A 20,354-nucleotide genomic window follows, 5' to 3' on the forward strand; every position below is an offset into this window, starting at 1 on the left:
AAGGCAGACCATGAAACTGAACGTCGCCGTCCAGATGGACCCCATCGCCCGTATCAACATCAAGGGCGATTCCACCTTTGCACTGCTCCTGGAGGCGCAGAAGCGCGGCCACGGCCTGTCCTATTACACGCCCGACAAGCTCTCGATGGTCGGCGAGGAGATCGTCGCGCCCATCCAGCTCCTGACCGTGCGCGACGAGCCCGGCAATCACTTCACGCTGGGCGAGCCCAGGCGCGAAGCGCTCAACGGCTTCGACGTCGTGCTGCTGCGCCAGGATCCGCCGTTCGATCTCGCCTACATCACCTCGACGCATTTCCTGGAGCGCATCCATCCGAAGACGCTGGTCGTCAACAACCCCGCCTCAGTGCGCAACGCGCCGGAAAAACTGTTCGTGATGAACTTTCCGCAGCTGATGCCGCCGACGCTGATCTCGCGCGACCTCGACGAGATCAACGCGTTCCGGGATAAGCACGGCGCCGTCGTCATGAAGCCGCTGCACGGCCATGGCGGCGCGGCGGTGTTCCGCGTGATGCCGCAGGACATGAATTTCGGCTCGCTGTTCGACATGTTCTCGGTGACCTTCAAGGAGCCGTGGGTGATCCAGCAGTTCATCCCCGAGGTGAAGCACGGCGACAAGCGCATCATCCTGGTCAACGGCGAGTTCGCCGGCGCGGTCAACCGCGTGCCGGCCGCCGACGACCTCCGCTCCAACATGGTGCGTGGCGGCGCCGCGCAGGAGACCGAGCTCACGCCACGCGAGCGCGAGATCTGCGCCACCGTCGGCCCGGCGCTGCGCGAGCGCGGCCTGCTGTTCGTCGGCATCGACGTCATCAACGGCAACCTCACCGAGATCAACGTGACATCGCCGACGGGCATCCGCGCCATCGCGCGGCTCGGCGGCCCGGACGTCGCGGCGAAGGTCTGGGACACGATCGAGCAGAAGCGGGCGAAGTAGGGCGCTCACTCGTAGCCCGGATGGAGCGCAGCGAAATCCGGGATCTCACAACGCGCTGCACGAGCCCGGATTGCGCTTCGCTCCATCCGGGCTACGGACATCAATTGAAACACGAGGAAGTACGCTCCTCACCCAGAGGAGCGACGACCGCGCACGCTGCGCGAAGCGCCCATGGCTAAACCACCCATTCACCATGACGCCGCGCGCATCGTTCGAACGAACGTCCCGCCCTGCGTGAATCTACGGGGCCATTGGCCGAGCGGATAACGCGACGTTCACCATCTGCCCAGAACGCGCATCGTCACGGGCCATCACACTCGGCCTCGCAACACCCCTTATACCTTTACTCCCTACTCATCGACGCAGGGGAACCCGCCACGTGCGGTTCGAGTGCCCCGCGTAAGAGTAGAAGCGCATGAACACCGCACGCATTGTCGTTCTCGTCATCGCGCTGGGCGCCGGCGGCGTCGCTGCGTATCTGGCGAGCGGCTTTGACAACAAGCCAGCACCCGCCCTTCCCGTCGCCGAGAAGCTGCCGACGGTCGAGGTGCTGATCGCGAAGAACGACATCCAGCTCGGCCAGGCCGTGAAGCCCGAGGATCTGCAATGGCAGTCCTGGCCGGCGGCGACCGCGAGCAGCGCCTTCATCCGCCGCGACAGCAGGCCCGACGCCCAGACCCAGATCGCAGGCTCGATCGCGCGCGTGCCGTTGATGCAGGGCGAGCCGATCCGCGAGCAGAAGCTGGTGCGGGCCGAGGGCTCGGGCTTCATGGCCGCGATCCTGCCCTCCGGCATGCGGGCCGTCTCTACCGAGATTTCAGCCGAGACCGGCGCCGGCGGCTTCATCCTGCCGAACGACCGCGTCGACATCGTTCTAACGCGGCGCCTGAAGAACCCCGATGGCGCCAACGGCGCGACCGGCGGCAACGACCTGATCCTGTCGGAGGTCATCCTGAGCAACATCCGCGTGCTCGCGATCGACCAGGCGCCGAAAGAAAAAGACGGCCAGAACGCCGTACTCGGCAAGACCGTCACGCTCGAGCTCAAGCCGGACCAGGTCGCGACGCTGTCGGCCTCGCGCCAGGGCGGCACGCTGACGCTCGCGTTGCGAAGCATCGCCGATGCCAACGCGTCGGAGATTTCGATCGAAGACCTGACGGCCAAGCGGCCCGGCGGCGTGAACGTGATCCGCTACGGGGTGCAGGCACGGCAACTGACGTCACAGAAGTGATGATGGGGACACCATGAACTACGGGGATGATCGGACGGGCCTGCGCATTCGGGGGAAGCGCGCACGCTCGTTCTGGACGGGGGCGGTGCTGATGCTGGGGCTGATCGCAGCCCCCGACTTCGTCAGCGCGGCGGATGCGCCGGTCGGCGACCAGGCGCCGATGCAGGCGCCGGATCTCGGCGTGTCGCCGGTTTCGACCATCGCGCCTACACGCACGCGCTCGCTGTCGCTCGGCGTCGGCAAGTCCGTCGTCATCGATCTGCCGCGCGAGGTCAAGGACGTGCTGGTGGCCGATCCCAAGATCGCCAATGCAGTGATCCGCTCGTCGCAGCGCGCCTATATCATCGGCGGCCAGGTCGGCCAGACCAACGTCGTGTTCTTCACCGCCGACGGCCAGCAGGTTGCCTCTTACGACATCGCGGTAAAGCGCGATCTCAACGGCATGCGCACGGCGCTGCGCCAGTCGCTGCCGGGCGTGCAGATCGAAGGCGTAGGCGACAGCGTGATGCTGACCGGCTCGGTGTCGAGCCCGATCGAGGCCCAGCAGGCCGGCGACGTCGCCGCAAAACTCGTTGGCGGCGCTGACAAGGTCGTCAACAACATCGTCGTGCGCGGCCGCGACCAGGTGATGCTCAAGGTCGTCGTCGGCGAAGTCCGCCGCGACATCGTCAAGCAGCTGGGCGTCGACCTCAGCGCCAGCCTGAATGCCGGCACGGCGGTCGTGAACTTCAACAATTCCAACCCGTTCTCGGTCTCTGGCGGACCGATCGTCGGCAGCAACGGGCTCGGCGTGGCCGGCCTCGCCAAGGGTGTCGCCACCGTCAGCGCCACGATGCGCGCGATGGAAAGCGCCGGCGTCATGCGCACGCTCGCCGAACCGAGCCTGACCGCGATCTCGGGCGAATCCGCCACCTTCATCGCCGGCGGTGAATTCCCGATCCCTGCAGGCTATTCCTGCGATCCGGTCACCCACGTCTGTACCACCCAGGTCACCTACAAGAAGTTCGGCATCTCCCTGAACTTCACCCCGCTCGTGCTCAGCGAAGGCCGTATCAGCCTGCGCGTGATGACCGAGGTCTCGGAGCTGTCGAACACGAACGCGATCACGCTGACGCAGGCGGTGTCCTCGACCTCGAGCAACTCGATCACCATCCCCTCGGTCCAGACCCGCCGCGCCGAGACCACGCTGGAGATTCCTTCCGGTGGCTCGATGGCGATGGCCGGCCTGATCCAGCAGAAGACCAAGCAGGCGATCAACGGCCTGCCCGGCGTCGACCAGGTGCCGATCATCGGCGCGCTCTTCCGCAGCCAGGACTTCGTCAACAACGAGACCGAGCTGATGGTGATCGTGACGCCCTATGTGGTGCGGGCGGTCGCCCAGAAGGAATTGTCGCGGCCCGACGACGGCTTTGCGCCGGCCTCGGACGCGCAGACGGCGCTGCTCGGCCGCATGAACCGGCTCTATGGCATCGCGCGCAGCGTCGATCCGATCGAAGGCACCCGCGGCGATTTCGGCTTCATCATCGACTGAGACGGACGGTTTGGGGACCGGGGCAAGAAATGGGGCAAGAGGGGACAAAGCGATGACGAAGACGATCGCCGATCGACGTCGCAACCTGCGGATCGCGCTGGCGCTGACGGGGCTTTCCGTCATGCTCGGCGCCTGCAACACCACCGGTGACATCGTCACCCAGACGGTGCCGACCGACTATCGCCAGCGCCACCCGATCGCGGTGCAGGAAGCCAAGAAGTCGATCGTGATCTTCGTCGGCAAGGCGCGCGGCGGCCTCTCCACCGCGCAGCACGCGGACGTCGCGGGCATTGCCAGGGACTGGGTGCGCGAAGGCACCGGTTCCGTCGTCGTCGACGTGCCGAGCGACGCTGCGAATTCACGCGCCGCGGCGGCGACCTATCACGAAATCCGGTCGGTGCTCGCATCCGGCGGCGTGCCGTCGCGCGCCATCGTCCAGCATCCCTATCGCCCCGAGGATCCCGGACTGCTGCCGACCATCCGCCTGAGCTATTCGAAGATCGCCGCGGTCGCCGGCCCCTGCGGGCTGTGGCCGGAAGACGTCGGTCCGAACATCCTCGACCCCGGCTACAACGAGAACCGGCCGTACTTCAATCTGGGCTGCGCCAGCCAGCGCAACCTCGCGGCCATGATCGACAACCCCGCCGACCTCGAGCAGCCGAGGGCGGAGACGCCTGCCTACACTGCACGGCGCGAGATCGCCTTCGAGCGCTACCGCAAAGGCATGGCGACCACGACCATGTATCCCGAGGCCGAAAAGGCCAAACTCAGCGACACCGGCAAATGACAAGTTTTCACGACGACGAGGAAGCGGACGACCCGCGGCACCCCGAGGACCACATTGCGCCGGTTCCTCGCATCTCGGTGCAGGCCTTTTGCGAGACCGAGCAGACGCTCGCCGCGATCACCGCGGCCGGGCAGGATCGCCGTCTCGCCAAGGCGCATCTCACCGCCAAGGGCGGCGGCCTTGCCGCGGCCATCGAAGTCTATGACACGATGCCGACGCCGAACGTCATCGTGATCGAATCCGACGGCACACGCGATATCCTCGAGGGCCTCGACGATCTCGCCGGCGTCTGCGATCCCGGCACACGCGTGGTCGTGATCGGCAACCCCAACGACACCGCGCCCTATCGCGAGCTGGTCCGCCGCGGCGTCAACGACTACGTGGTGGGACCGGTCGAAACCCTCGACGTCGTCCGCTCCATCTGCAGCCTGTTCTCGGCGTCGGAAGCCATCATCACCGGCCGCGTCATCGCGGTGGTCGGCGCCAAGGGCGGCGTCGGTGCGTCCACGGTCGCGCACAACGTGGCCTGGACCATCGCGCGCGACCTCGCACTTGATTCCGTCGTGATCGATCTCGACCTCGCCTTCGGCACCGCCGGCCTCGACTACAACCAGGACCCGGCGCAGGGCATCGCCAACGCGGTGCTCTCGCAGGACCGGCCGGACACGGCGCTGATGGAGCGCCTGCTCGCCAAATGCACCGAGCGCCTCAGTCTCCTCGCGGCGCCCGCAACGCTCGACCGCGTCTACGATTTCGGCGCCGAAGCTTTTGATGCGATCTTCGACACGCTGCGCATGACCACACCCTGCATCGTGCTCGACGTTCCCCACCAATGGTCGGGCTGGACGCGCCGCGCGCTCGTCAATGCCGACGATATCGTGATCGTGGCCGAACCCGATCTGGCCAATTTGCGCAACACCAGGAACATGCTGAGCGTGCTCAAGGCGGCACGGCCCAACGACCGTCCGCCGCTGTACTGCATCAACCAGGTCGGCATGCACAAGCGCGCGGAGATCGACGTCAAGGCGTTCGCCAAGACCATGGAGAGCCAGCCGATCGCGGCGATCCCGTTCGACTCGAAACTGTTCTCGACCGCGGCCAATAACGGCCAGATGATCGCGGAAGTCTCCAAGAACCACCGCACCACCCTTCTGTTCCAGAACATGGCGAACCGCCTCGCCGGGCGTGGCGAGGTGAAGAAGCCGAAGCGCTCGCTGCTCGGGCCGCTCCTGAAGAGGCTCAAGGGCAGGGCGGGTCGCGGGTCAGCCCCGCATCGCAAGGTGTCGTAAGCACCAACGCGAACGAGAAACGAGGGCGGGCTACTTGTCCGCCCGCTGCTGCTTCTTCGCCAGCAACTGCCGTAGCGCCGTGACCTTTGCCGCGGCCTGATCCGGCGGCAGGTCGGCCTTCACGATGGTCTCGGCCTCGGCCTGCTTTCCCTGCAGTCCCACGACGAGCGCCAGATTGGCGCGCACGCGGGAATCGGCGCGATTGTGCTCATAGGCGCGGCGCAGCGTTTCCTCGGCCCGCGGCAGATTGTTCTGGAGCATGTAGGACAGGCCGAGATTGGACAGAACCTGCGGCTCCTCGGGCACGATCTTCAGCGCTGCCGAATAATATTGCTGCGCCTCTTCGTTGCGGCCGAGCTGATCGAGCGCCGCGCCTTGCGCCGACAGGATGCGCCAGTCGGGATCCTCAGGCGTATGCGCGCGGCTGAGCACATCGAAAGCCTGCTGGAAATTGCCGCTGTCGGCGAGCGCGCGGCCGTAGCCGGCGAGCAGCGCCTTGTTGCTGGGATGGGCGAGCACGGCCTGCTCCATCACCGCAACGGCCTGGGCGCGCTGGCCGGTCTCGCGCAGCGCCATGCCATATTCGAGCGCGACGTTGGGATCGGAAGGCTTGGCGCGATAGCGCTCGCGAAGCGCGTCCATGTCCGGCTTCGGGTCGGCCCTGCCAGCGGTTTCCGACTTGCCACCGAGCGCGCCGGTGATGTCCTCCAGACTCGTGGTCTGGCAGCCGCCGAGGGCAAGCATCACGAGCGCGGAAAGCAGGAATCTCGCCGGCGGAGAGGCAAGGGACGAACGCTTGGGCATACTCTGATCACTCGGCGACTGATCAGCGATGCTTACCGATTAACCCTAAAGTCCAGTTAAGGAACCTGGCCCGTCCGGCTCAATCGGTGAACTCGGCGCCGAATTCGCAGCCGATGCGCCAGCGCAGGCGGCATTGGCGGGAATAATCGGGCGCGAAGATGATGGTGAATTGCGGCGGCACTTCCAGAAACTCCGCCACCACTTTCACGCCCCCATCCGAGATATCCGTGATCGTGCAATCCCTCGGCAGCGAGCCCGCGCCAAAGTGAATCTTGGCGAGCCGAGTGCACACCCGTCGTTCGCTTCTGCGGCGATTTGCAAGCATTTGAATTGTTCACCCGTTAGATCACGGCCCATCCCGCAGCTCTAGGAGTAGCGAACATTCGTTGGGATGTGCTGATGAGAGCCGCTCGCATTCGAGGCGTAGTGTCTGCGTGATGTTTACGACCGGTTAGGGTTTTCCGGGCCCTCGGGCTGTTCTCGTATTGTTCTTGCAAGAAAGATCGGGCTCTGCTACCCCTAATTGTACGAGAGGGCAGGCTGGTTCGGGCATGGTTCAGCGGGTTTCTACCGTCGCCTTTGAGGGGATTGAGGCCCGCGCGGTCGACGTGCAGGTGCAGGTCGCGCCCGGGCTGCCGGCTTTCGCCATTGCAGAGTGTGAATGCCAACACGGCGGATTCAATCGGTCGTCGCAACACCAATTAATTTCACTCATGACAGCAGTTCGTCAAGCGCCTCCGCTGGCGTTTTCCAGCCTAGTGTCTTTCTCGGTCGGGCATTGAGGGCCGCTGCCACAGCGGATATTTCGTCGGCGCTGTGGATGCTCAGGTCTGTGCCTTTCGGAAAGTACTGCCGCAGCAATCCGTTGGTGTTCTCGTTAGTGCCGCGCTGCCAAGGGCTTTGCGGGTCGCAGAAGTAGACCTGGATACCCGCATCGATCTTGAGACGATCGTGCTGAGCCATTTCGGCTCCCTGATCCCAAGTCAGCGATCGACGCAGTTCTTCGGGTAAGGTGATGACGGTGCGCGTGATCGCATCGCGCACGGCTTCGGCCCCGTGTCCCGCGAGCGCAGGTCCGTTCTTCACGCGCGGAGCTTCGCCATGCCCCGCCAACCGGGGAAGGTGCAATAGCATCGTGAAGCGCGTCGTGCGCTCGACCAGCGTGCCGATTGCCGAGCTGCCAAGACCGAGGATGAGGTCTCCCTCCCAATGTCCCGGCACTGCTCGATCGGCAGCTTCAGCAGGGCGCTCACTGATCATGATCTCCGGGGAGACAAAACCCTTGCCTCGCCTGCGTACGCGCGCTCTGGGCATCCGTAATACACGCCCTGTTCGCAAGCAGGCCGTCAGCTCGCGGCGTAGCGCCCCACGGCCCTGGACGAAGAGAGCTTGATAGATAGCTTCGTGGCTGATGCGCATCGTCTTGTCGTCCGGGAAGTCGATCGGCAAGCGTCGGGCAATCTGCTCGGGGCTCCAGGCTTTGGCCCATCGCCGATCCTTGCGCGGGCCATGCCGGCGCCCCTTCCACGGAACGACGGGACCAAGAACGGGAGCGCCGCTCGGGGCTACGACGTCGCCAGCAAGTCTCTCCTGCACATAAGTGCGCAAGGTTGCATTGAGCGCAAGCTTGGTCGGCTTGGGCCGGCGGGCGGATCGATCCGCATGCCATTGGGCAGTTGTTGCCCGATACTCCAACCCGCCGCCGCGGGTGGCCGCGTTGCGCCGCAGTTCACGGGAGACTGTCGAAGCAGCCCGCCCCAGGCGACGTCCAATCTCCTGTATGGAATGGCCCTGCACCTTGAGCAGTGCGATCTCCTCGCGCTCAACCAACGAGAGGTACCGCCCGGAGAGCGCATTTGCCGAAGATCTGAACATCGCTGGTGGCATGCCGCCCGCCTTTCGGAATAATCTGCCTCCGACAGGTTGTGACAATCCGGCTTCCAGCGCAGCATCTTCGCTACTTAGCCCCGCGGCAATCGCCCGCCAAAATTTATTCTGTTCATTGCGTCCTGCAACAGACGGCCGTCCTGGCGATGGCAATGGGGCTCGTCCTGATTGCGCCGATCGGCGCCTTACAATGTTCATCGCAACCTCAAACCTCCGAGTGTTGCGACGACCGATTGAATCCGCCCACTATACGGCGTCAACACATGGAGATTGCAATGGAATTGTGGAACTCGGCCGCCATCCTCGCCCTTAGGAGTGCCGTTCGGTTCGCTTCGGGCATAGCACACACTGCGAGAGCACTGGGAGACCTTGGCGAGCGTCTTGAGCTGGCTGCGGAGCGACAGGCTCACGTGTGGTGGTTGATCATCGAGAAGGTGCTGGAGCCCCTGATCGCCAACGCCAAAGCCTGAGGCGGCCCCAATGAATGCCCCTGTCCGCACCGAGGCCCAAGCACGGGCCTACTCCTACGTTCGGTTCTCAACGCCCTCGCAAGCCGCTGGAGCAAGTCTACAGCGACAGACGGAGAAGGCGGCCAAGTATGCCCTTGAGCACGGGCTAACGCTCGACACCGAGCTAAACATGACGGACCTCGGTGTGTCGGCCTACCGGGGAAAGAACGCGCACACAGGGGCACTCGGTGGATTTCTCAAGGCCGTCGAGGCGGGATACAACGCGCATTCGATGGCAGCGCATTGGCCGCAGATGCTGGAGGACGCGCAGTATCAGACAGTCTCGCTTGTAACGACACCCCGAGAGCGCATCAGGTATGGGGACGAGGAACCCGTCTACGACCAGAAAAAGAAGAAAATTAAGCTGCCTCGCACATGCCATGACTGCGGTGCTCTCCAAGGGCAACTTCACGTGAGCGGATGCGACATGGAAGAATGCCCGGCCTGTGGCGGCCAAGCCATTTCCTGCGGCTGCGTACAGGTTCCCATGACGTCCGAACAGTTAGAGGCTTGGACGGAGCGAGATGACACAGTCGACGACGACCATTTGGAGCCTGACAGCAAAACCGATGAGCTGAAACCGCAAGGCCCACCGCCTGATCCATAAATTGTCATTGACGTAATCACCTGCCATGATCGGCGCGCCCGGCGCCGGCAAGTCGATGCTGGCGGCGCGCCTGCCCTCGATCCTGCCACCGCTGTCGCCGGGCGAATTGCTCGAAGTCTCCATGATCGCCTCCGTCGCCGGCGAGATCGAGGGCGGCGCGTTGACCGCGCGGCGGCCGTTCCGTTCGCCGCATCATTCCGCCAGCATGGCCGCACTCACCGGCGGCGGCATCCGCGCAAAACCCGGCGAGATCTCGCTTGCGCATCAGGGCGTGCTGTTCCTCGACGAGCTGCCCGAGTTCGATCCTCGGGTGCTGGATTCGCTGCGCCAGCCGCTGGAGAACGGCGAGGTCTCCGTCTCCCGCGCCAATCATCGCGTGACTTATCCTGCGCGCTTCATGCTGGTCGCGGCGATGAATCCGTGCCGCTGCGGCCATGCGTTCGAGCCCGGCTATGCCTGCAAGCGCGGCCGCATCGATCGCTGCACCGGCGACTACCAGGCGCGCATCTCCGGTCCGCTGATGGACCGCATCGATTTGCGCATCGAGGTTCCCGCGGTGACCGCAGCCGATCTGATCCTGCCGCCGGCGGCGGAGGGCTCGGCGGAAGTCGCCGCGCGCGTGGCAGCCGCGCGCGACATCCAGCTCGCGCGTTACGCGGATGCGGGCCTGCCGCATGTTCGCACCAATGCCGAGGCGCCGGCCTCGGTGTTGGAGGACGTCGCCAAGCCGGATGCGCAAGGCGCCAAATTACTGCGCGACGCCGCCGAGACCATGCGGCTGTCGGCTCGCGGCTATCACCGCGTCCTGCGGGTGGCGCGCACGCTCGCCGATCTCGACGGCGCCGACAAGATCGGCCGGCTGCATCTCGCCGAGGCGCTGTCCTACCGCGCACTCGCGGAGGATGTGCGGCAGATGGCCTGATCCTTCCGCGCATCAACCCGGCGGTAACGAGTTTCCTTTACGCTCTGCAAACCATAAGGCCCAAGCGTTCCCCTATGAGTTCCACACAGGGCCCGGGCGAGTAGAGTGTCATGTTGCGTTTCAAGATCCTGGCCTCGGTTGTTCCCCTGCTGGCGGCCGCGGTGTTCGCCCGCGGCGAGATCGGATCGGTCTCGCATCCCTGCATCGCGCTGGGCGAGACTTCAGTCGAGCTGACATCCCTGTTCTGGACGGCCGGCGTCCATGTCGCCTTCACCGACGATCTGTCGCGGGCCACGGTGCGGGTTCAGATCACCGACGATCCGGACGCGGCGGACTTCGCGGTCGTGGACGACGGTCTCGGCTCCGAAACGGATTCCTGTCAGGCCAATCCGGCGACGCGCCTCATCACGATTGCCGCGGAGCCGGTCGACGGCGGTCCGGTGATTTACCTGTCCACCGACGGGCCGGCCGATTACCGCATCTATGTGCGCTCGAAGACCTTTTCGCAGCGCGAGGCCGCGGCGCTGATCGTCGGTGCCAATGGCGGCCACCGCCCGCTCCCGCTCCAGGCCGCCTCGCTCTGAAGCGTTAACACCTCGTCAACCCTGTTTGGAGGCCGAACCAAAGCCTCAAGCTGTTCGCAAGGTCGGCGAGACATCGTCGCAATTGGCGACGCGGGGTTTCGGAGCAAGAGTCGGGGTCGATGGCGATGGATCGGACGTTCCGGATCAAGGTGCGCATGCGCCGCTTCAGGCGACAGCATCCCCGCATCGCGTTCGCGATCCGCTCCTTCATGATTTTCTCGGCGACGTTCGGCGGCGCCTATGGCTTCGTCTCCGGCAGCCGCTCCGAGAACTCCGGCTACGATCCCAATACGTTTGCGGTCGGCGCGAGCTTCCTGTTCGCGCTCGCCTGCCTCGGCCTCGCCACGCTCAGCATGCGGCTGCGCTTCGTCAACAAGCGGATGCGTAAGCTCGCCGCCCACAACGAGACGCTGATCGACCGCAATTGGGAACTGAAGGAAGCGGAGGAGCGCGCGCGCAGCCTGTTCGAACAGCAGGGCGATCTGATCGTGCTGCGCGACCACCAGGGCCGCATCTCCTTCGCCAACGACGCCTATTGCGCACTCGCAGGACAGGGGCGCAACGCGCTGGTCGGCACGCGTTTCGATTTCGACGTCCTCGAGCAGGGCGACAGCGCCCGCGAAAGCAACGGCACGCGCATTCACGACCAGAGGATCACCACCCCGCACGGCGCGCGCTGGATCGCCTGGCGCGAGGGCTATGTCCGTCTCGATGCCGGCCAGCCCGCCGAATTGCAGAGCGTCGGACGCGACGTCACCGACCGCACCGAGACCGAGCGCGCGCTGTCGGACGCGCGCGACCAGGCCGATGCCGCCAACCGCGCCAAGTCGCGCTTCCTGGCGATGGCCTCGCATGAGATCCGCACGCCGCTCAACGGCATGATCGGCATGGGCGGCCTGTTGCTCGACACCACGCTGACGCCGGAGCAGACGACCTATGCCAGGGCGGTGAAAACCTCCGGCGAAGCGCTGATGGCGCTGATCGAGGAGCTGCTCGACTATTCCAAGATCGAGGCCGGCAAGCTCGATCTCGACCAACGCCCGTTCGCGCTCTCGACCATGATCGAGGAGATCACCGAGCTGCTCGCGCCGCGCGCGCAGGCAAAGACGCTCGAGATCGCCGCCTATGTCGACGAGCGCCTGCCGCTCGAGGTCGTCGGCGATGCCGCGCGGTTGCGCCAGGTGCTGCTCAACCTCGCCGGCAACGCCATCAAGTTCACCGCGACCGGCGGCGTCGCGCTGATCGTCGAACCCGGCATCTGGCCGAACGAGATCAGCTTTCTGGTGCGCGACACCGGCATCGGCATCGCGCCCGAGGCGCGAACGCGCATCTTCCGCGAGTTCGAGCAGGCCGACGAGCGCGTCGCCCGCACCTATGGCGGCACCGGGCTCGGCCTTGCCATCAGCGAACGCATCGTCAAGCGCATGGGCGGCCGCATCACCCTGGAGAGCGAGCCGGGCAAGGGCTCGACCTTCGACGTCGCGATCCCGCTTGCGCCATCGCAATCCGGCGCGGGGCAGACGGCGTTCCCGAGCCCTGATCTCACCGGCAAGTCGATCCTCCTGATCGCCGACGGCATCGAGGCCTCGCTGATCGCGCGGCGGCTGGAGCGCTGGGGCGGACAGATCTGCCTCGTCTCGGATGGAGCCGTCGCAGAGGCGCTGCTGCCGGAGCGCTCATGGCATGCGGTGCTGGTCGATCGTGCGATCGGCGCCGCCATCGCCGACCATCTCGGCGAGGTCGCGCGCAAGCATGCGACGCAGCGGCTGGTGCTGCTGACGTCGAGCTCGCGTCACGAGAAATTTTCAGCTTCCTTCACCGGCTTTCTGATCAAGCCGCTGCGCGCAGCTTCGCTCGCGGCACGTCTCGCGCTGACGCCGGAGGTCGCCTCGCCCGAACTGGCGCCGGAGCCGCCGGCCGCCTCCCCCGCCGGCGTCGTAACGGCAAAGGGTCTGTCGATCCTCGTCGCCGAGGACAACGAGATCAACGCGCTGCTGATGCGCTCGCTGCTGACCAAGCTCGGCCACCGCGTCGTCATCGCGGTTCATGGCGAGGCGGCGCTGGAATCCTGGCTCGCCGCGTCATCCGCCGGCACGCCCTACGATCTCGTGCTGATGGACATCCAGATGCCGCAGCTCGACGGCATCGAGGCGACGAAACGCATCCGCACGCATGAGGCGGCCAAAGGCGGCCACCACACGCCGATCCTCGCGCTCACCGCCAATACGCTGGTGGAGGATCGCTATGCCTGTTTCGAGGCGGGCATGAACGGATTTCTGATCAAGCCGCTCGACCGCGACAAGCTGGACGAGGCGCTGGCCGGGCTGGCGGCGGCGCGGCATCTGGCGGTGTAGGAAGGTCTCTCCTCCGTCATTGCGAGGAGCCCTTGCGACGAAGCAATCCAGAATCCCTCCGCGGAAAGATTCTGGATTGCTTCGCTGCGCTCGCAATGACGATGTGGCTGCAGGCGTGCGCCAATCACCGATGCCGTAGGGTGGGCAAAGCCAACGGGTCGCGCGAATGCGCGCCCAATGACAGGCTCCGCGTGCCCACTATTCACATTCGACAATGCAGATAGACGGTGGGCACGGCGCTTCGCGCCTTTGCCCACCCTACGATACCGCGGCCTATAGCCGTCGCAGCGCCACGCTTGCCACGGTGTGGTCGGCGCCCTTCTTCAGGATCAGCGTCGCGCGGGGGCGGGTCGGCAGGATGTTATCCTCGAGATTGGCGAGGTTGGTGCGTTCCCAGATCGCGATCGCGGTGGCGGTGGCTTCCTCGTCCGACAACAGCGCGTAGCGATTGAAGTAGGATTTCGGATTGGTGAACGCGGTGTCACGCAGCGCCAGGAAGCGCTTGATGTACCATTGCCGCAGCGCCGCCTCGTCGGCGTCGATATAGACCGAAAAGTCGAAGAAGTCGGAGACGACGGGCACCGCCTTGCCGTCGCGCGGCAGCTTGCCGGTTTGCAGCACGTTGACGCCCTCGACGATCAGGATGTCCGGCTGGTCGATCTCGGCCCACTGGTTCGGCACGATGTTGTAGGTCAGATGCGAATAGACCGGCGCGCGCACGTGGCGGCGGCCTGCCTTGATGTCGGAGAGGAAGCTGAGCAGCAGCGGCAGGTCGTAGCTCTCCGGAAAACCCTTCTTCTGCATGATGCCCTGCCGCTCCAGCACGGCGTTGGGATACAGAAATCCGTCGGTGGTGATCAGTTCGACCTTCGGACGCGGCGACCAGCGCGCCAGCAGTGCCTGAAGCACGCGGGCCGTGGTGGATTTTCCGACCGCGACCGAACCAGCGACGCCGATGATGTAGGGCATCTTGCGGTCGCGGATGTTGAGAAACTGGCGCTCTGCGTAGTACAGGCGCTGCATCGCATCGACATAGATCGACAAGAGGCGCGACAGCGGCAGGTAGATGTCCTCGACCTCCTGCAAGTCCAGGCGATCGTGCAGCGAGCGCAGCCGGTCGAACTCGCCGGGCTCCAGCGTCATCGGCGTGTCGTCGCGCAGTCGCGACCACTGCTCGCGCGTATAGACGCGGTACGGATTATACTGCTGCTCGGGTGCGCGGATATCCATGACGCGACCTTTCCGTTGGGATCTACTAACCCTTGCGGGACGCCTTTTCTTCCAATCCGGACATATTCGTCCGCTTGTCCAGCGCGGCCTCGACCTCCTCCAGCTTTACGCCGCGGGCCTTGAGCAGCACAAGGAAGTGATAGAGCAGGTCGGCACTTTCAGCGATCAGATGCGCGCGATCGTTTTCGACTGCTGCGATTACGGTTTCGACTGCCTCCTCGCCGAACTTCTTGGCGCAATGCTCGGCGCCCTTGTCCAGGAGCTTACGGGTATAGGACGCCTCGCCGCCGGCCGCCGCGCGGGCGTCGATGGTGTCGGCCAGATCGTGGATCGTGAAACGCGACATCGGAATTACTCGAACAACACACAAGGCCACGGAGGCCATTCCCCGTAGGCCTATGTAGCATTTTTATGATCGGGAGTCGTCAGGCATCGAGGCGCATGGCCAGTCCGCGCCGGGCCATGTGCTCCTTGGCTTCGCGAATGGTGAATTCCCCGAAATGGAAGATCGAGGCGGCCAGCACAGCTGTGGCGTGGCCGTTGCGGATACCGTCGACGAGATGATCGAGATTGCCGACGCCGCCCGAGGCTATCACGGGAACGGGAACGCTGTCGGCGATCGCCCGGGTCAGCGGGATGTCGAAGCCCTGCCGGGTGCCGTCGCGGTCCATGGAGGTGAGCAGGATTTCACCAGCACCGAGCGAGACCACTTCCTGGGCATATTCGATGGCATCGATGCCGGTCGAGTTGCGGCCACCATGGGTGAAGATCTCCCAGCGGTCGCCGCCCGGACGCTTGACCCGCTTGGCGTCGATCGCGACCACCACGCATTGTTCGCCGAATTTCTCGGCAGCTTCCTTGACGAACTCGCGCCGCGACACCGCGGCGCTGTTGATCGAGACCTTGTCGGCGCCGGCGCGCAGAAGCGTCTTGATGTCGTCAACCTTGCGCACGCCGCCACCGACGGTCACGGGCATGAAGCAGGCCTCCGCCGTACGCCGGACCACGTCCAGCATGATGCCGCGGTTCTCGTGGGTCGCGGTGATGTCGAGGAAGGTGAGCTCGTCGGCACCGGCGGCGTCATAGGCGATCGCGGCTTCGACGGGATCGCCGGCATCGCGCAGGTCGACGAAGTTGACGCCCTTGACGACCCGGCCGTCCTTGACGTCGAGGCAGGGGATCACGCGCACCTTGAACATGTGTCGGCTCCTAGGCGGTGCGCGCGTTGCGGATCAAGGTGAGGGCGGCGGCGGGATCGAGCCGGCCGTCGTAAAGCGCACGGCCGGCGATCGCGCCGGCGAGCTTCCTGGCGCGCGGCGTCAGCATCGCCTTGACGTCCTCGATCGAGGCGAGGCCGCCGGAGGCGATCACGGGAATCGAGATCGCATCTGCCAGCGCAATGGTCGCATCGTGGTTGAGGCCCTTGAGCAGGCCATCGCGCGCGATGTCGGTGAAGATGATGGCGGCGACGCCGGCATCCTCGAAACGCTGCGCGATTTCCAGCACCGTCACCTGCGAGGTCTCGGCCCAGCCTTCGACGGCGACCTTGCCGTCACGGGCATCGAGCCCGACCGCAACGCGGCCGGGGAATTTCCTTGCAGCCGCCTTCACCAGTTCAGGGTCGCGCACCGCGGCGGTGCCGATGATGACGCGGGTGATGCCCTTGTCGAGCCAGGCTTCGACGGTCGCGAGATCGCGAATGCCGCCGCCGAGCTGCACCGGGATCTTGATCGTCTTGAGCATCGCCTCTACCGCCTGCGCATTCACCGGCTTGCCGGCAAAGGCGCCGTCGAGATCGACGACGTGGAGATACTCGAAGCCCTGTTCGACAAAGCTCTGCGCCTGGGCCGCGGGATTGAGGTTGAACACGGTCGCGCGCGCCATGTCGCCTTGCTCGAGGCGCACGCACTGGCCGTTCTTGAGGTCGATCGCGGGAAAGAGAATCACGGTTTCCATCGCAAAAAGTTCGAGATCAGGGCCAGGCCGAAACGCTGGCTCTTCTCGGGGTGGAATTGGGTGCCGATGGCGGTGTCCTTCGCGACGATCGCGGTGACCGGTCCACCGTAATCGGCGCGCGCGAGCACGTCCGCCTCGTTGGCGGCGTTGAGGTGGTAGGAGTGCACGAAATAGGCGTGCTGGCCCTTGGGGCCGAGCGGCAGCCTGTCCAGCACCGGATGCTCCTGCAGCAGGTCGAGCGTGTTCCAGCCCATGTGCGGGATCTTCAGGCTCTCGTCGCGCGGCATGATCTTCTCGACGTCGCCGCCGACCCAGTTCAGGCCCTCGGTGATGACGTGTTCCTTGCCGCGGCTCGCCATCAGCTGCATGCCGACGCAAATACCAAAGAAGGGCCGCGCCTTGACGCGGACCGCTTCGGTGATCGCCTCGACCATGCCGTTGACGGCATCGAGCCCGCGCCGGCAATCGGCGAAGGCGCCGACGCCCGGCAGCACCAGACGGTCGGCGCCGTAGGCCTGATCCGGATCGCTGGTGACGAAGACCTTTTGCGGAATCTCCAGGCTGCGCGCGGCGCGCTCGAACGCCTTGGCGGCGGAATGCAGATTGCCTGAACCGTAATCGATGATCGCGACGCTCATCTTGACCCTCCCGGTTCCGGAAACAATCCAATGATGCCGCCCGACGGCAGCGGTGGCGGATTTGAGAATTGCTGACCCGGCACGTTGCGGGTTGGCGGCGGGCCGCCGCGATCGACGGCCCATTGATCGTTGACGATGCCGCGCTGCTTCAGGCTCCAGCGCTCGAAGAAACGCCGCTCGGCGGTGTCCTCGTCGTCGGAGATGACGACGTCAAGCTGGCGCCACTTGCCGCGCGACAGTGTCCAGCGGCGCAGGCTCGAGGCCTCGAAACCCATCAGCACCGCGATGATCATATTGGCCAGGAAGATCGAGCTGCGGCCAACGCCGAGGCTATGCAGCCCTGCATCGAATGCAGCCAGGAAAATCACCCAGCCGATCAGCGCCAGCCAGAGCCTGTTCCAGAGCAGCCAGAACGGACCCAAAACCATCGCCCAGAAATGAAAACCGTCGCGCACGAAGACGAACTTGTCGGTCGCGCGCAGATCGGCTCCGGCAGGGGAGGGAGCATGAACTGTGTAGACAGGCATGGTGATGCCCCGTTCCTAGGAATTCAGTGATACCGCAAGCGGCGCGTGCCGCGGGCCGAAAGACGTCAGCCGCCGAGCGAACCCTTGGTGGACGGGATTTCGCCCACGGCCTTCGGATCGATCGCGACGGCAGTGCGCAGCGCCCGCGCCAGGCCCTTGAAGCAGGACTCGGCGATATGGTGGCTGTTATCGCCATATAGGGTCTCGACGTGGAGAGTCACGCCGGCGTTCATGGCGAAGGCCTGGAACCACTCGCGCACCAGCTCGGTATCGAACTCGCCGATCTTGTCGCGGGGGAAGTCGGCCTTGAACACCAGGAACGGACGGCCCGAGATGTCGATGACCACGCGCGACAGCGTCTCGTCCATGGGCATGTGCACGCCGGCATAGCGGGTGATGCCCGCCATGTTGCCGAGCGCCTGCTTGACCGCCTGGCCCAGCGCGATGCCGGTGTCCTCGGTGGTATGGTGATGATCAATGTGCAAATCGCCAACCGCCTTGACCGTGAGGTCGATGCGGGAATGGCGGGCGAGGAGATCGAGCATATGGTCGAAAAAGCCGATGCCGGTCGCGATATTGGACACGCCGGTGCCATCGAGGTTCACGGTGACCTCGATGTCGGTTTCCTTGGTCTTGCGCTTGATCGTCGCGGTGCGCATTGAAAAGCGGTTTCCATTCTGGTTTTGGACCGAAAACGGCGGTCTTTTAACAGTCAAATGACGCCTTCGCTACTGCGGGAACGGCTGGCCGGGCCTCTACTTCTGCCTATGGTGAGCGAAATGGGCCCGGAGCGGCCCGTTGTACGGTCGGTCCCGACCGCCTAAATCAGGTCCGACAACGAGGTATTTGATGCAGGATTCCCAGAACAGCGCACCGGGCTGGCACGGCACCACGATTTTGACGGTCCGCAAGGGCGGCAAGGTGGTGATCGGCGGCGACGGCCAGGTCTCGATCGGCCAGACCGTGATCAAGTCCAACGCCAAGAAGGTGCGAAAACTCGGCAAGGGCGACGTCATCGGCGGCTTTGCCGGCGCCACGGCTGACGCCTTCACGCTCTTCGAGCGGCTCGAATCCAAGCTCGAGCAGTATCCGGGGCAGCTGACCCGGGCTGCGGTGGAGCTCGCCAAGGACTGGCGGACAGACCGCTATCTGCGCCGCCTGGAGGCTATGATGATCGTGGCCGACAAGGACGTCTCCCTGGTCCTGACGGGCACCGGCGACGTGCTGGAGCCCGAGGCCGGGGTCATGGCGATCGGCTCTGGCGGCAATTACGCCCTGGCCGCTGCGCGGGCCTTGATCGACACCGACAAGGATGCCGAGACCATCGTCCGCCGCTCCCTCGATATCGCCGCCGACATCTGCGTCTACACCAACCGCAATCTGACCATCGAAAGCCTGGCGACCGGCTAGGCCAGACCGAACAGGACATGGCGCCCGCCTACACCTTCCGCCCGATGAGCCCGGCCGATTTGCCGCTGATCCGGCGGTGGCTGGGCGAGGTGCATGTGCGGGAGTGGTGGGGCGATCCGGACGAGCAGTTCTTGCTGGTGAGCGGCGATCTCGATGAGCCGGCGATGGACCAGTTCATCGTGTTGGCTGGCACCCACCCGTTCGGCTATCTTCAATGCTATCGCCTGACAGCCTGGAATACCGGCTTCGGGCCGCAACCGGAGGGCACCCGTGGGATCGACCAGTTCATCGGCGAAAGCGACATGATCGCGCGCGGCCACGGCTCCGCGTTCATCCGCCAGTTCGTCGACGGCCAGTTGCGGCAGGGCCTGCCACGCATTGTCACCGATCCCGATCCGCTCAACGCACGCGCCGTGCGCGCTTATGAGAAGGCCGGCTTCGTCCGCGACCGCATGGTCGAGACGCCGGACGGGACGGCGCTGCTGATGGTGCGCGAGCCGTGACGCTGACGAGCACGCACGAGAGCAAGGTCGCCGTACCGCCATTGGCCTGGGTCGGCATCGCACTGCTGCTGCTGGCGCTGCAGGCCTCGATCTTGTTCGCGATGGGGCGGGTGCCGATCTGCACCTGCGGCTATGTAAAGCTCTGGCATGGCGTGGTGAACAGCTCCGAGAATTCGCAGCACATCGCCGACTGGTACACCTTCTCTCACATCCTGCATGGCTTCCTGTTCTACGGCTTGACCTGGCTGCTGTTCGCGCGCCTGCCCTTCCTACAACTGTCCTGGCCGGCACGGCTGATCGTCGCCATGCTGATCGAAGGCGCCTGGGAGATCGTCGAGAACTCGCCCTTCATCATCGAACGCTACCGTGCCGGCACGATCTCGCTGGATTATTTCGGCGACAGCATCGTCAATTCGATTTCTGACAATCTGGCCATGATGATGGGGTTCCTCGCCGCGCGCGTGCTGCCAGTCTCGGTGACCGTCCTGCTCGGGCTCGCCTTCGAGATCATGCTCGCGCTTCACATTCGCGACAATCTGACGCTCAATATCCTGATGCTGATCCATCCGATCGACGCCGTGAAACAGTGGCAATCGGGCCCGCCCATCATCTGACGTAAAATGCGGCTTG

At 65.0% G+C, this 20,354-nt stretch carries 22 protein-coding genes and 2 pseudogenes; 14 read left to right on the plus strand and 10 right to left on the minus strand.

Annotated elements, in window-relative coordinates:
* The first annotated feature begins 10 nt into the window (after positions 1 to 10).
* From gshB to AB7Z56_RS01035, 5 genes are all read left to right on the plus strand, one after another.
* On the plus strand, positions 11 to 955 hold the full coding sequence (gshB, locus tag AB7Z56_RS01015) for a glutathione synthase (RefSeq protein ID WP_063980254.1): 945 nt from the start codon (positions 11 to 13) through the stop codon (positions 953 to 955).
* 415 nt (positions 956 to 1,370) lie between these two features.
* Positions 1,371 to 2,186: a Flp pilus assembly protein CpaB gene (cpaB, locus tag AB7Z56_RS01020; protein WP_063980255.1), complete on the plus strand. Its 816-nt coding sequence runs from the start codon at positions 1,371 to 1,373 to the stop codon at positions 2,184 to 2,186.
* A 13-nt stretch (positions 2,187 to 2,199) separates the two neighbouring features.
* Positions 2,200 to 3,717 carry a type II and III secretion system protein family protein gene (locus AB7Z56_RS01025; protein WP_063980256.1) on the plus strand — a complete coding sequence of 506 codons (1,518 nt, stop codon included), beginning with the start codon at positions 2,200 to 2,202 and terminating at the stop codon, positions 3,715 to 3,717.
* 52 nt (positions 3,718 to 3,769) lie between these two features.
* Positions 3,770 to 4,504, plus strand: a complete 735-nt coding sequence (locus AB7Z56_RS01030) for a CpaD family pilus assembly protein (RefSeq protein ID WP_063980257.1) — start codon at positions 3,770 to 3,772, stop codon at positions 4,502 to 4,504.
* On the plus strand, positions 4,501 to 5,793 hold the full coding sequence (locus tag AB7Z56_RS01035; RefSeq protein ID WP_063980258.1) for an AAA family ATPase: 1,293 nt from the start codon (positions 4,501 to 4,503) through the stop codon (positions 5,791 to 5,793). The genes AB7Z56_RS01030 and AB7Z56_RS01035 overlap by 4 nt, the downstream gene beginning before the upstream one ends.
* A gap of 30 nt (positions 5,794 to 5,823) precedes the next feature.
* Here AB7Z56_RS01035 and AB7Z56_RS01040 read toward each other — a convergent pair whose 3' ends face one another.
* Both AB7Z56_RS01040 and AB7Z56_RS01045 read right to left on the minus strand, forming a co-directional pair.
* On the minus strand, positions 5,824 to 6,597 hold the full coding sequence (locus tag AB7Z56_RS01040) for a tetratricopeptide repeat protein (protein WP_063980259.1): 774 nt from the start codon (positions 6,595 to 6,597) through the stop codon (positions 5,824 to 5,826).
* A gap of 79 nt (positions 6,598 to 6,676) precedes the next feature.
* Positions 6,677 to 6,922, minus strand: a complete 246-nt coding sequence (locus AB7Z56_RS01045) for a PilZ domain-containing protein (RefSeq protein WP_027534981.1) — start codon at positions 6,920 to 6,922, stop codon at positions 6,677 to 6,679.
* A gap of 226 nt (positions 6,923 to 7,148) precedes the next feature.
* Between AB7Z56_RS01045 and AB7Z56_RS01050 the strand changes: the two are divergent.
* A pseudogene (locus tag AB7Z56_RS01050) lies at positions 7,149 to 7,247 on the plus strand (ATP-binding protein); the annotation flags it as partial.
* 61 nt (positions 7,248 to 7,308) lie between these two features.
* Here the strand turns inward: AB7Z56_RS01050 and AB7Z56_RS01055 are convergent.
* Positions 7,309 to 8,682 (minus strand): IS30 family transposase, encoded by a 1,374-nt coding sequence (locus AB7Z56_RS01055; RefSeq protein WP_354266075.1) that lies wholly within the window; start codon positions 8,680 to 8,682, stop codon positions 7,309 to 7,311.
* Between the two features lie 77 nt (positions 8,683 to 8,759).
* Between AB7Z56_RS01055 and AB7Z56_RS01060 the strand changes: the two genes are divergently transcribed.
* The 5 genes and pseudogenes from AB7Z56_RS01060 to AB7Z56_RS01080 all read left to right on the plus strand — a co-directional run bounded on the left by AB7Z56_RS01060 (position 8,760) and on the right by AB7Z56_RS01080 (position 13,460).
* Positions 8,760 to 8,954 (plus strand): hypothetical protein, encoded by a 195-nt coding sequence (locus AB7Z56_RS01060; RefSeq protein WP_283017904.1) that lies wholly within the window; start codon positions 8,760 to 8,762, stop codon positions 8,952 to 8,954.
* Positions 8,955 to 9,123: 169 nt separating this feature from the next.
* On the plus strand, positions 9,124 to 9,600 hold the full coding sequence (locus tag AB7Z56_RS01065) for a hypothetical protein (RefSeq protein ID WP_346283396.1): 477 nt from the start codon (positions 9,124 to 9,126) through the stop codon (positions 9,598 to 9,600).
* Between the two features lie 25 nt (positions 9,601 to 9,625).
* Positions 9,626 to 10,522: pseudogene (locus tag AB7Z56_RS01070) on the plus strand (YifB family Mg chelatase-like AAA ATPase); the annotation flags it as partial.
* A gap of 110 nt (positions 10,523 to 10,632) precedes the next feature.
* A complete protein-coding gene (locus AB7Z56_RS01075; RefSeq protein WP_063980265.1) occupies positions 10,633 to 11,106 on the plus strand; it encodes a hypothetical protein in 474 nt (157 codons plus the stop codon).
* Between the two features lie 119 nt (positions 11,107 to 11,225).
* Positions 11,226 to 13,460 (plus strand): ATP-binding protein, encoded by a 2,235-nt coding sequence (locus AB7Z56_RS01080; protein ID WP_084794914.1) that lies wholly within the window; start codon positions 11,226 to 11,228, stop codon positions 13,458 to 13,460.
* Between the two features lie 273 nt (positions 13,461 to 13,733).
* Here AB7Z56_RS01080 and coaA read toward each other — a convergent pair whose 3' ends face one another.
* From coaA to hisB, 7 genes are all read right to left on the minus strand, one after another.
* Complete coding sequence (coaA, locus tag AB7Z56_RS01085) at positions 13,734 to 14,690, minus strand: type I pantothenate kinase (RefSeq protein WP_441256138.1); 957 nt, start codon at positions 14,688 to 14,690, stop codon at positions 13,734 to 13,736.
* Positions 14,691 to 14,715: 25 nt separating this feature from the next.
* The gene (locus AB7Z56_RS01090) at positions 14,716 to 15,036 is read right to left on the minus strand and encodes a phosphoribosyl-ATP diphosphatase (RefSeq protein ID WP_028150153.1); all 321 of its coding nucleotides are present in this window, start codon (positions 15,034 to 15,036) and stop codon (positions 14,716 to 14,718) included.
* Positions 15,037 to 15,115: 79 nt separating this feature from the next.
* A complete protein-coding gene (gene hisF, locus AB7Z56_RS01095) occupies positions 15,116 to 15,889 on the minus strand; it encodes an imidazole glycerol phosphate synthase subunit HisF (RefSeq protein ID WP_063980266.1) in 774 nt (257 codons plus the stop codon).
* Between the two features lie 10 nt (positions 15,890 to 15,899).
* A complete protein-coding gene (hisA, locus tag AB7Z56_RS01100; protein WP_063985972.1) occupies positions 15,900 to 16,637 on the minus strand; it encodes a 1-(5-phosphoribosyl)-5-[(5-phosphoribosylamino)methylideneamino]imidazole-4-carboxamide isomerase in 738 nt (245 codons plus the stop codon).
* The gene (gene hisH / locus AB7Z56_RS01105; RefSeq protein ID WP_063980267.1) at positions 16,634 to 17,284 is read right to left on the minus strand and encodes an imidazole glycerol phosphate synthase subunit HisH; all 651 of its coding nucleotides are present in this window, start codon (positions 17,282 to 17,284) and stop codon (positions 16,634 to 16,636) included. Before hisH ends, hisA begins: the two co-directional genes overlap by 4 nt.
* On the minus strand, positions 17,281 to 17,811 hold the full coding sequence (locus AB7Z56_RS01110; protein WP_063980268.1) for a DUF2628 domain-containing protein: 531 nt from the start codon (positions 17,809 to 17,811) through the stop codon (positions 17,281 to 17,283). The genes hisH and AB7Z56_RS01110 overlap by 4 nt, the downstream gene beginning before the upstream one ends.
* A gap of 65 nt (positions 17,812 to 17,876) precedes the next feature.
* A complete protein-coding gene (gene hisB, locus AB7Z56_RS01115; protein WP_028150158.1) occupies positions 17,877 to 18,470 on the minus strand; it encodes an imidazoleglycerol-phosphate dehydratase HisB in 594 nt (197 codons plus the stop codon).
* A 190-nt stretch (positions 18,471 to 18,660) separates the two neighbouring features.
* On the opposite strand from hisB, the gene hslV reads away from it, so the two are divergent.
* Genes hslV through AB7Z56_RS01130 form a run of 3 tightly spaced genes read left to right on the plus strand, consistent with a single transcriptional unit; the run spans position 18,661 to position 20,338 of the window.
* On the plus strand, positions 18,661 to 19,221 hold the full coding sequence (gene hslV, locus AB7Z56_RS01120; protein ID WP_028150159.1) for an ATP-dependent protease subunit HslV: 561 nt from the start codon (positions 18,661 to 18,663) through the stop codon (positions 19,219 to 19,221).
* Positions 19,222 to 19,238: 17 nt separating this feature from the next.
* Complete coding sequence (locus AB7Z56_RS01125; protein ID WP_063980269.1) at positions 19,239 to 19,724, plus strand: GNAT family N-acetyltransferase; 486 nt, start codon at positions 19,239 to 19,241, stop codon at positions 19,722 to 19,724.
* Positions 19,721 to 20,338 carry a DUF2585 domain-containing protein gene (locus AB7Z56_RS01130; RefSeq protein ID WP_063980270.1) on the plus strand — a complete coding sequence of 206 codons (618 nt, stop codon included), beginning with the start codon at positions 19,721 to 19,723 and terminating at the stop codon, positions 20,336 to 20,338. The genes AB7Z56_RS01125 and AB7Z56_RS01130 overlap by 4 nt, the downstream gene beginning before the upstream one ends.
* Positions 20,339 to 20,354 lie beyond the last annotated feature (16 nt).

This window comes from Bradyrhizobium sp. 482_C4_N1_8, from assembly GCF_052075965.1.
GTDB lineage: Bacteria > Pseudomonadota > Alphaproteobacteria > Rhizobiales > Xanthobacteraceae > Bradyrhizobium > Bradyrhizobium barranii.

Coding starts and splice junctions, on each gene's coding strand:
- gshB (WP_063980254.1), top strand. CDS start 11: ATGAAACTGAACGTCGCCGTCCAGATGGACCCCATCGCCCGTATCAAC.
- cpaB (WP_063980255.1), top strand. CDS start 1,371: ATGAACACCGCACGCATTGTCGTTCTCGTCATCGCGCTGGGCGCCGGC.
- AB7Z56_RS01025 (WP_063980256.1), top strand. CDS start 2,200: ATGAACTACGGGGATGATCGGACGGGCCTGCGCATTCGGGGGAAGCGC.
- AB7Z56_RS01030 (WP_063980257.1), top strand. CDS start 3,770: ATGACGAAGACGATCGCCGATCGACGTCGCAACCTGCGGATCGCGCTG.
- AB7Z56_RS01035 (WP_063980258.1), top strand. CDS start 4,501: ATGACAAGTTTTCACGACGACGAGGAAGCGGACGACCCGCGGCACCCC.
- AB7Z56_RS01040 (WP_063980259.1), bottom strand. CDS start 6,597: ATGCCCAAGCGTTCGTCCCTTGCCTCTCCGCCGGCGAGATTCCTGCTT.
- AB7Z56_RS01045 (WP_027534981.1), bottom strand. CDS start 6,922: ATGCTTGCAAATCGCCGCAGAAGCGAACGACGGGTGTGCACTCGGCTC.
- AB7Z56_RS01055 (WP_354266075.1), bottom strand. CDS start 8,682: ATGAACATTGTAAGGCGCCGATCGGCGCAATCAGGACGAGCCCCATTG.
- AB7Z56_RS01060 (WP_283017904.1), top strand. CDS start 8,760: ATGGAATTGTGGAACTCGGCCGCCATCCTCGCCCTTAGGAGTGCCGTT.
- AB7Z56_RS01065 (WP_346283396.1), top strand. CDS start 9,124: ATGACGGACCTCGGTGTGTCGGCCTACCGGGGAAAGAACGCGCACACA.
- AB7Z56_RS01075 (WP_063980265.1), top strand. CDS start 10,633: ATGTTGCGTTTCAAGATCCTGGCCTCGGTTGTTCCCCTGCTGGCGGCC.
- AB7Z56_RS01080 (WP_084794914.1), top strand. CDS start 11,226: ATGGCGATGGATCGGACGTTCCGGATCAAGGTGCGCATGCGCCGCTTC.
- coaA (WP_441256138.1), bottom strand. CDS start 14,690: ATGGATATCCGCGCACCCGAGCAGCAGTATAATCCGTACCGCGTCTAT.
- AB7Z56_RS01090 (WP_028150153.1), bottom strand. CDS start 15,036: ATGTCGCGTTTCACGATCCACGATCTGGCCGACACCATCGACGCCCGC.
- hisF (WP_063980266.1), bottom strand. CDS start 15,889: ATGTTCAAGGTGCGCGTGATCCCCTGCCTCGACGTCAAGGACGGCCGG.
- hisH (WP_063980267.1), bottom strand. CDS start 17,284: ATGAGCGTCGCGATCATCGATTACGGTTCAGGCAATCTGCATTCCGCC.
- AB7Z56_RS01110 (WP_063980268.1), bottom strand. CDS start 17,811: ATGCCTGTCTACACAGTTCATGCTCCCTCCCCTGCCGGAGCCGATCTG.
- hisB (WP_028150158.1), bottom strand. CDS start 18,470: ATGCGCACCGCGACGATCAAGCGCAAGACCAAGGAAACCGACATCGAG.
- hslV (WP_028150159.1), top strand. CDS start 18,661: ATGCAGGATTCCCAGAACAGCGCACCGGGCTGGCACGGCACCACGATT.
- AB7Z56_RS01125 (WP_063980269.1), top strand. CDS start 19,239: ATGGCGCCCGCCTACACCTTCCGCCCGATGAGCCCGGCCGATTTGCCG.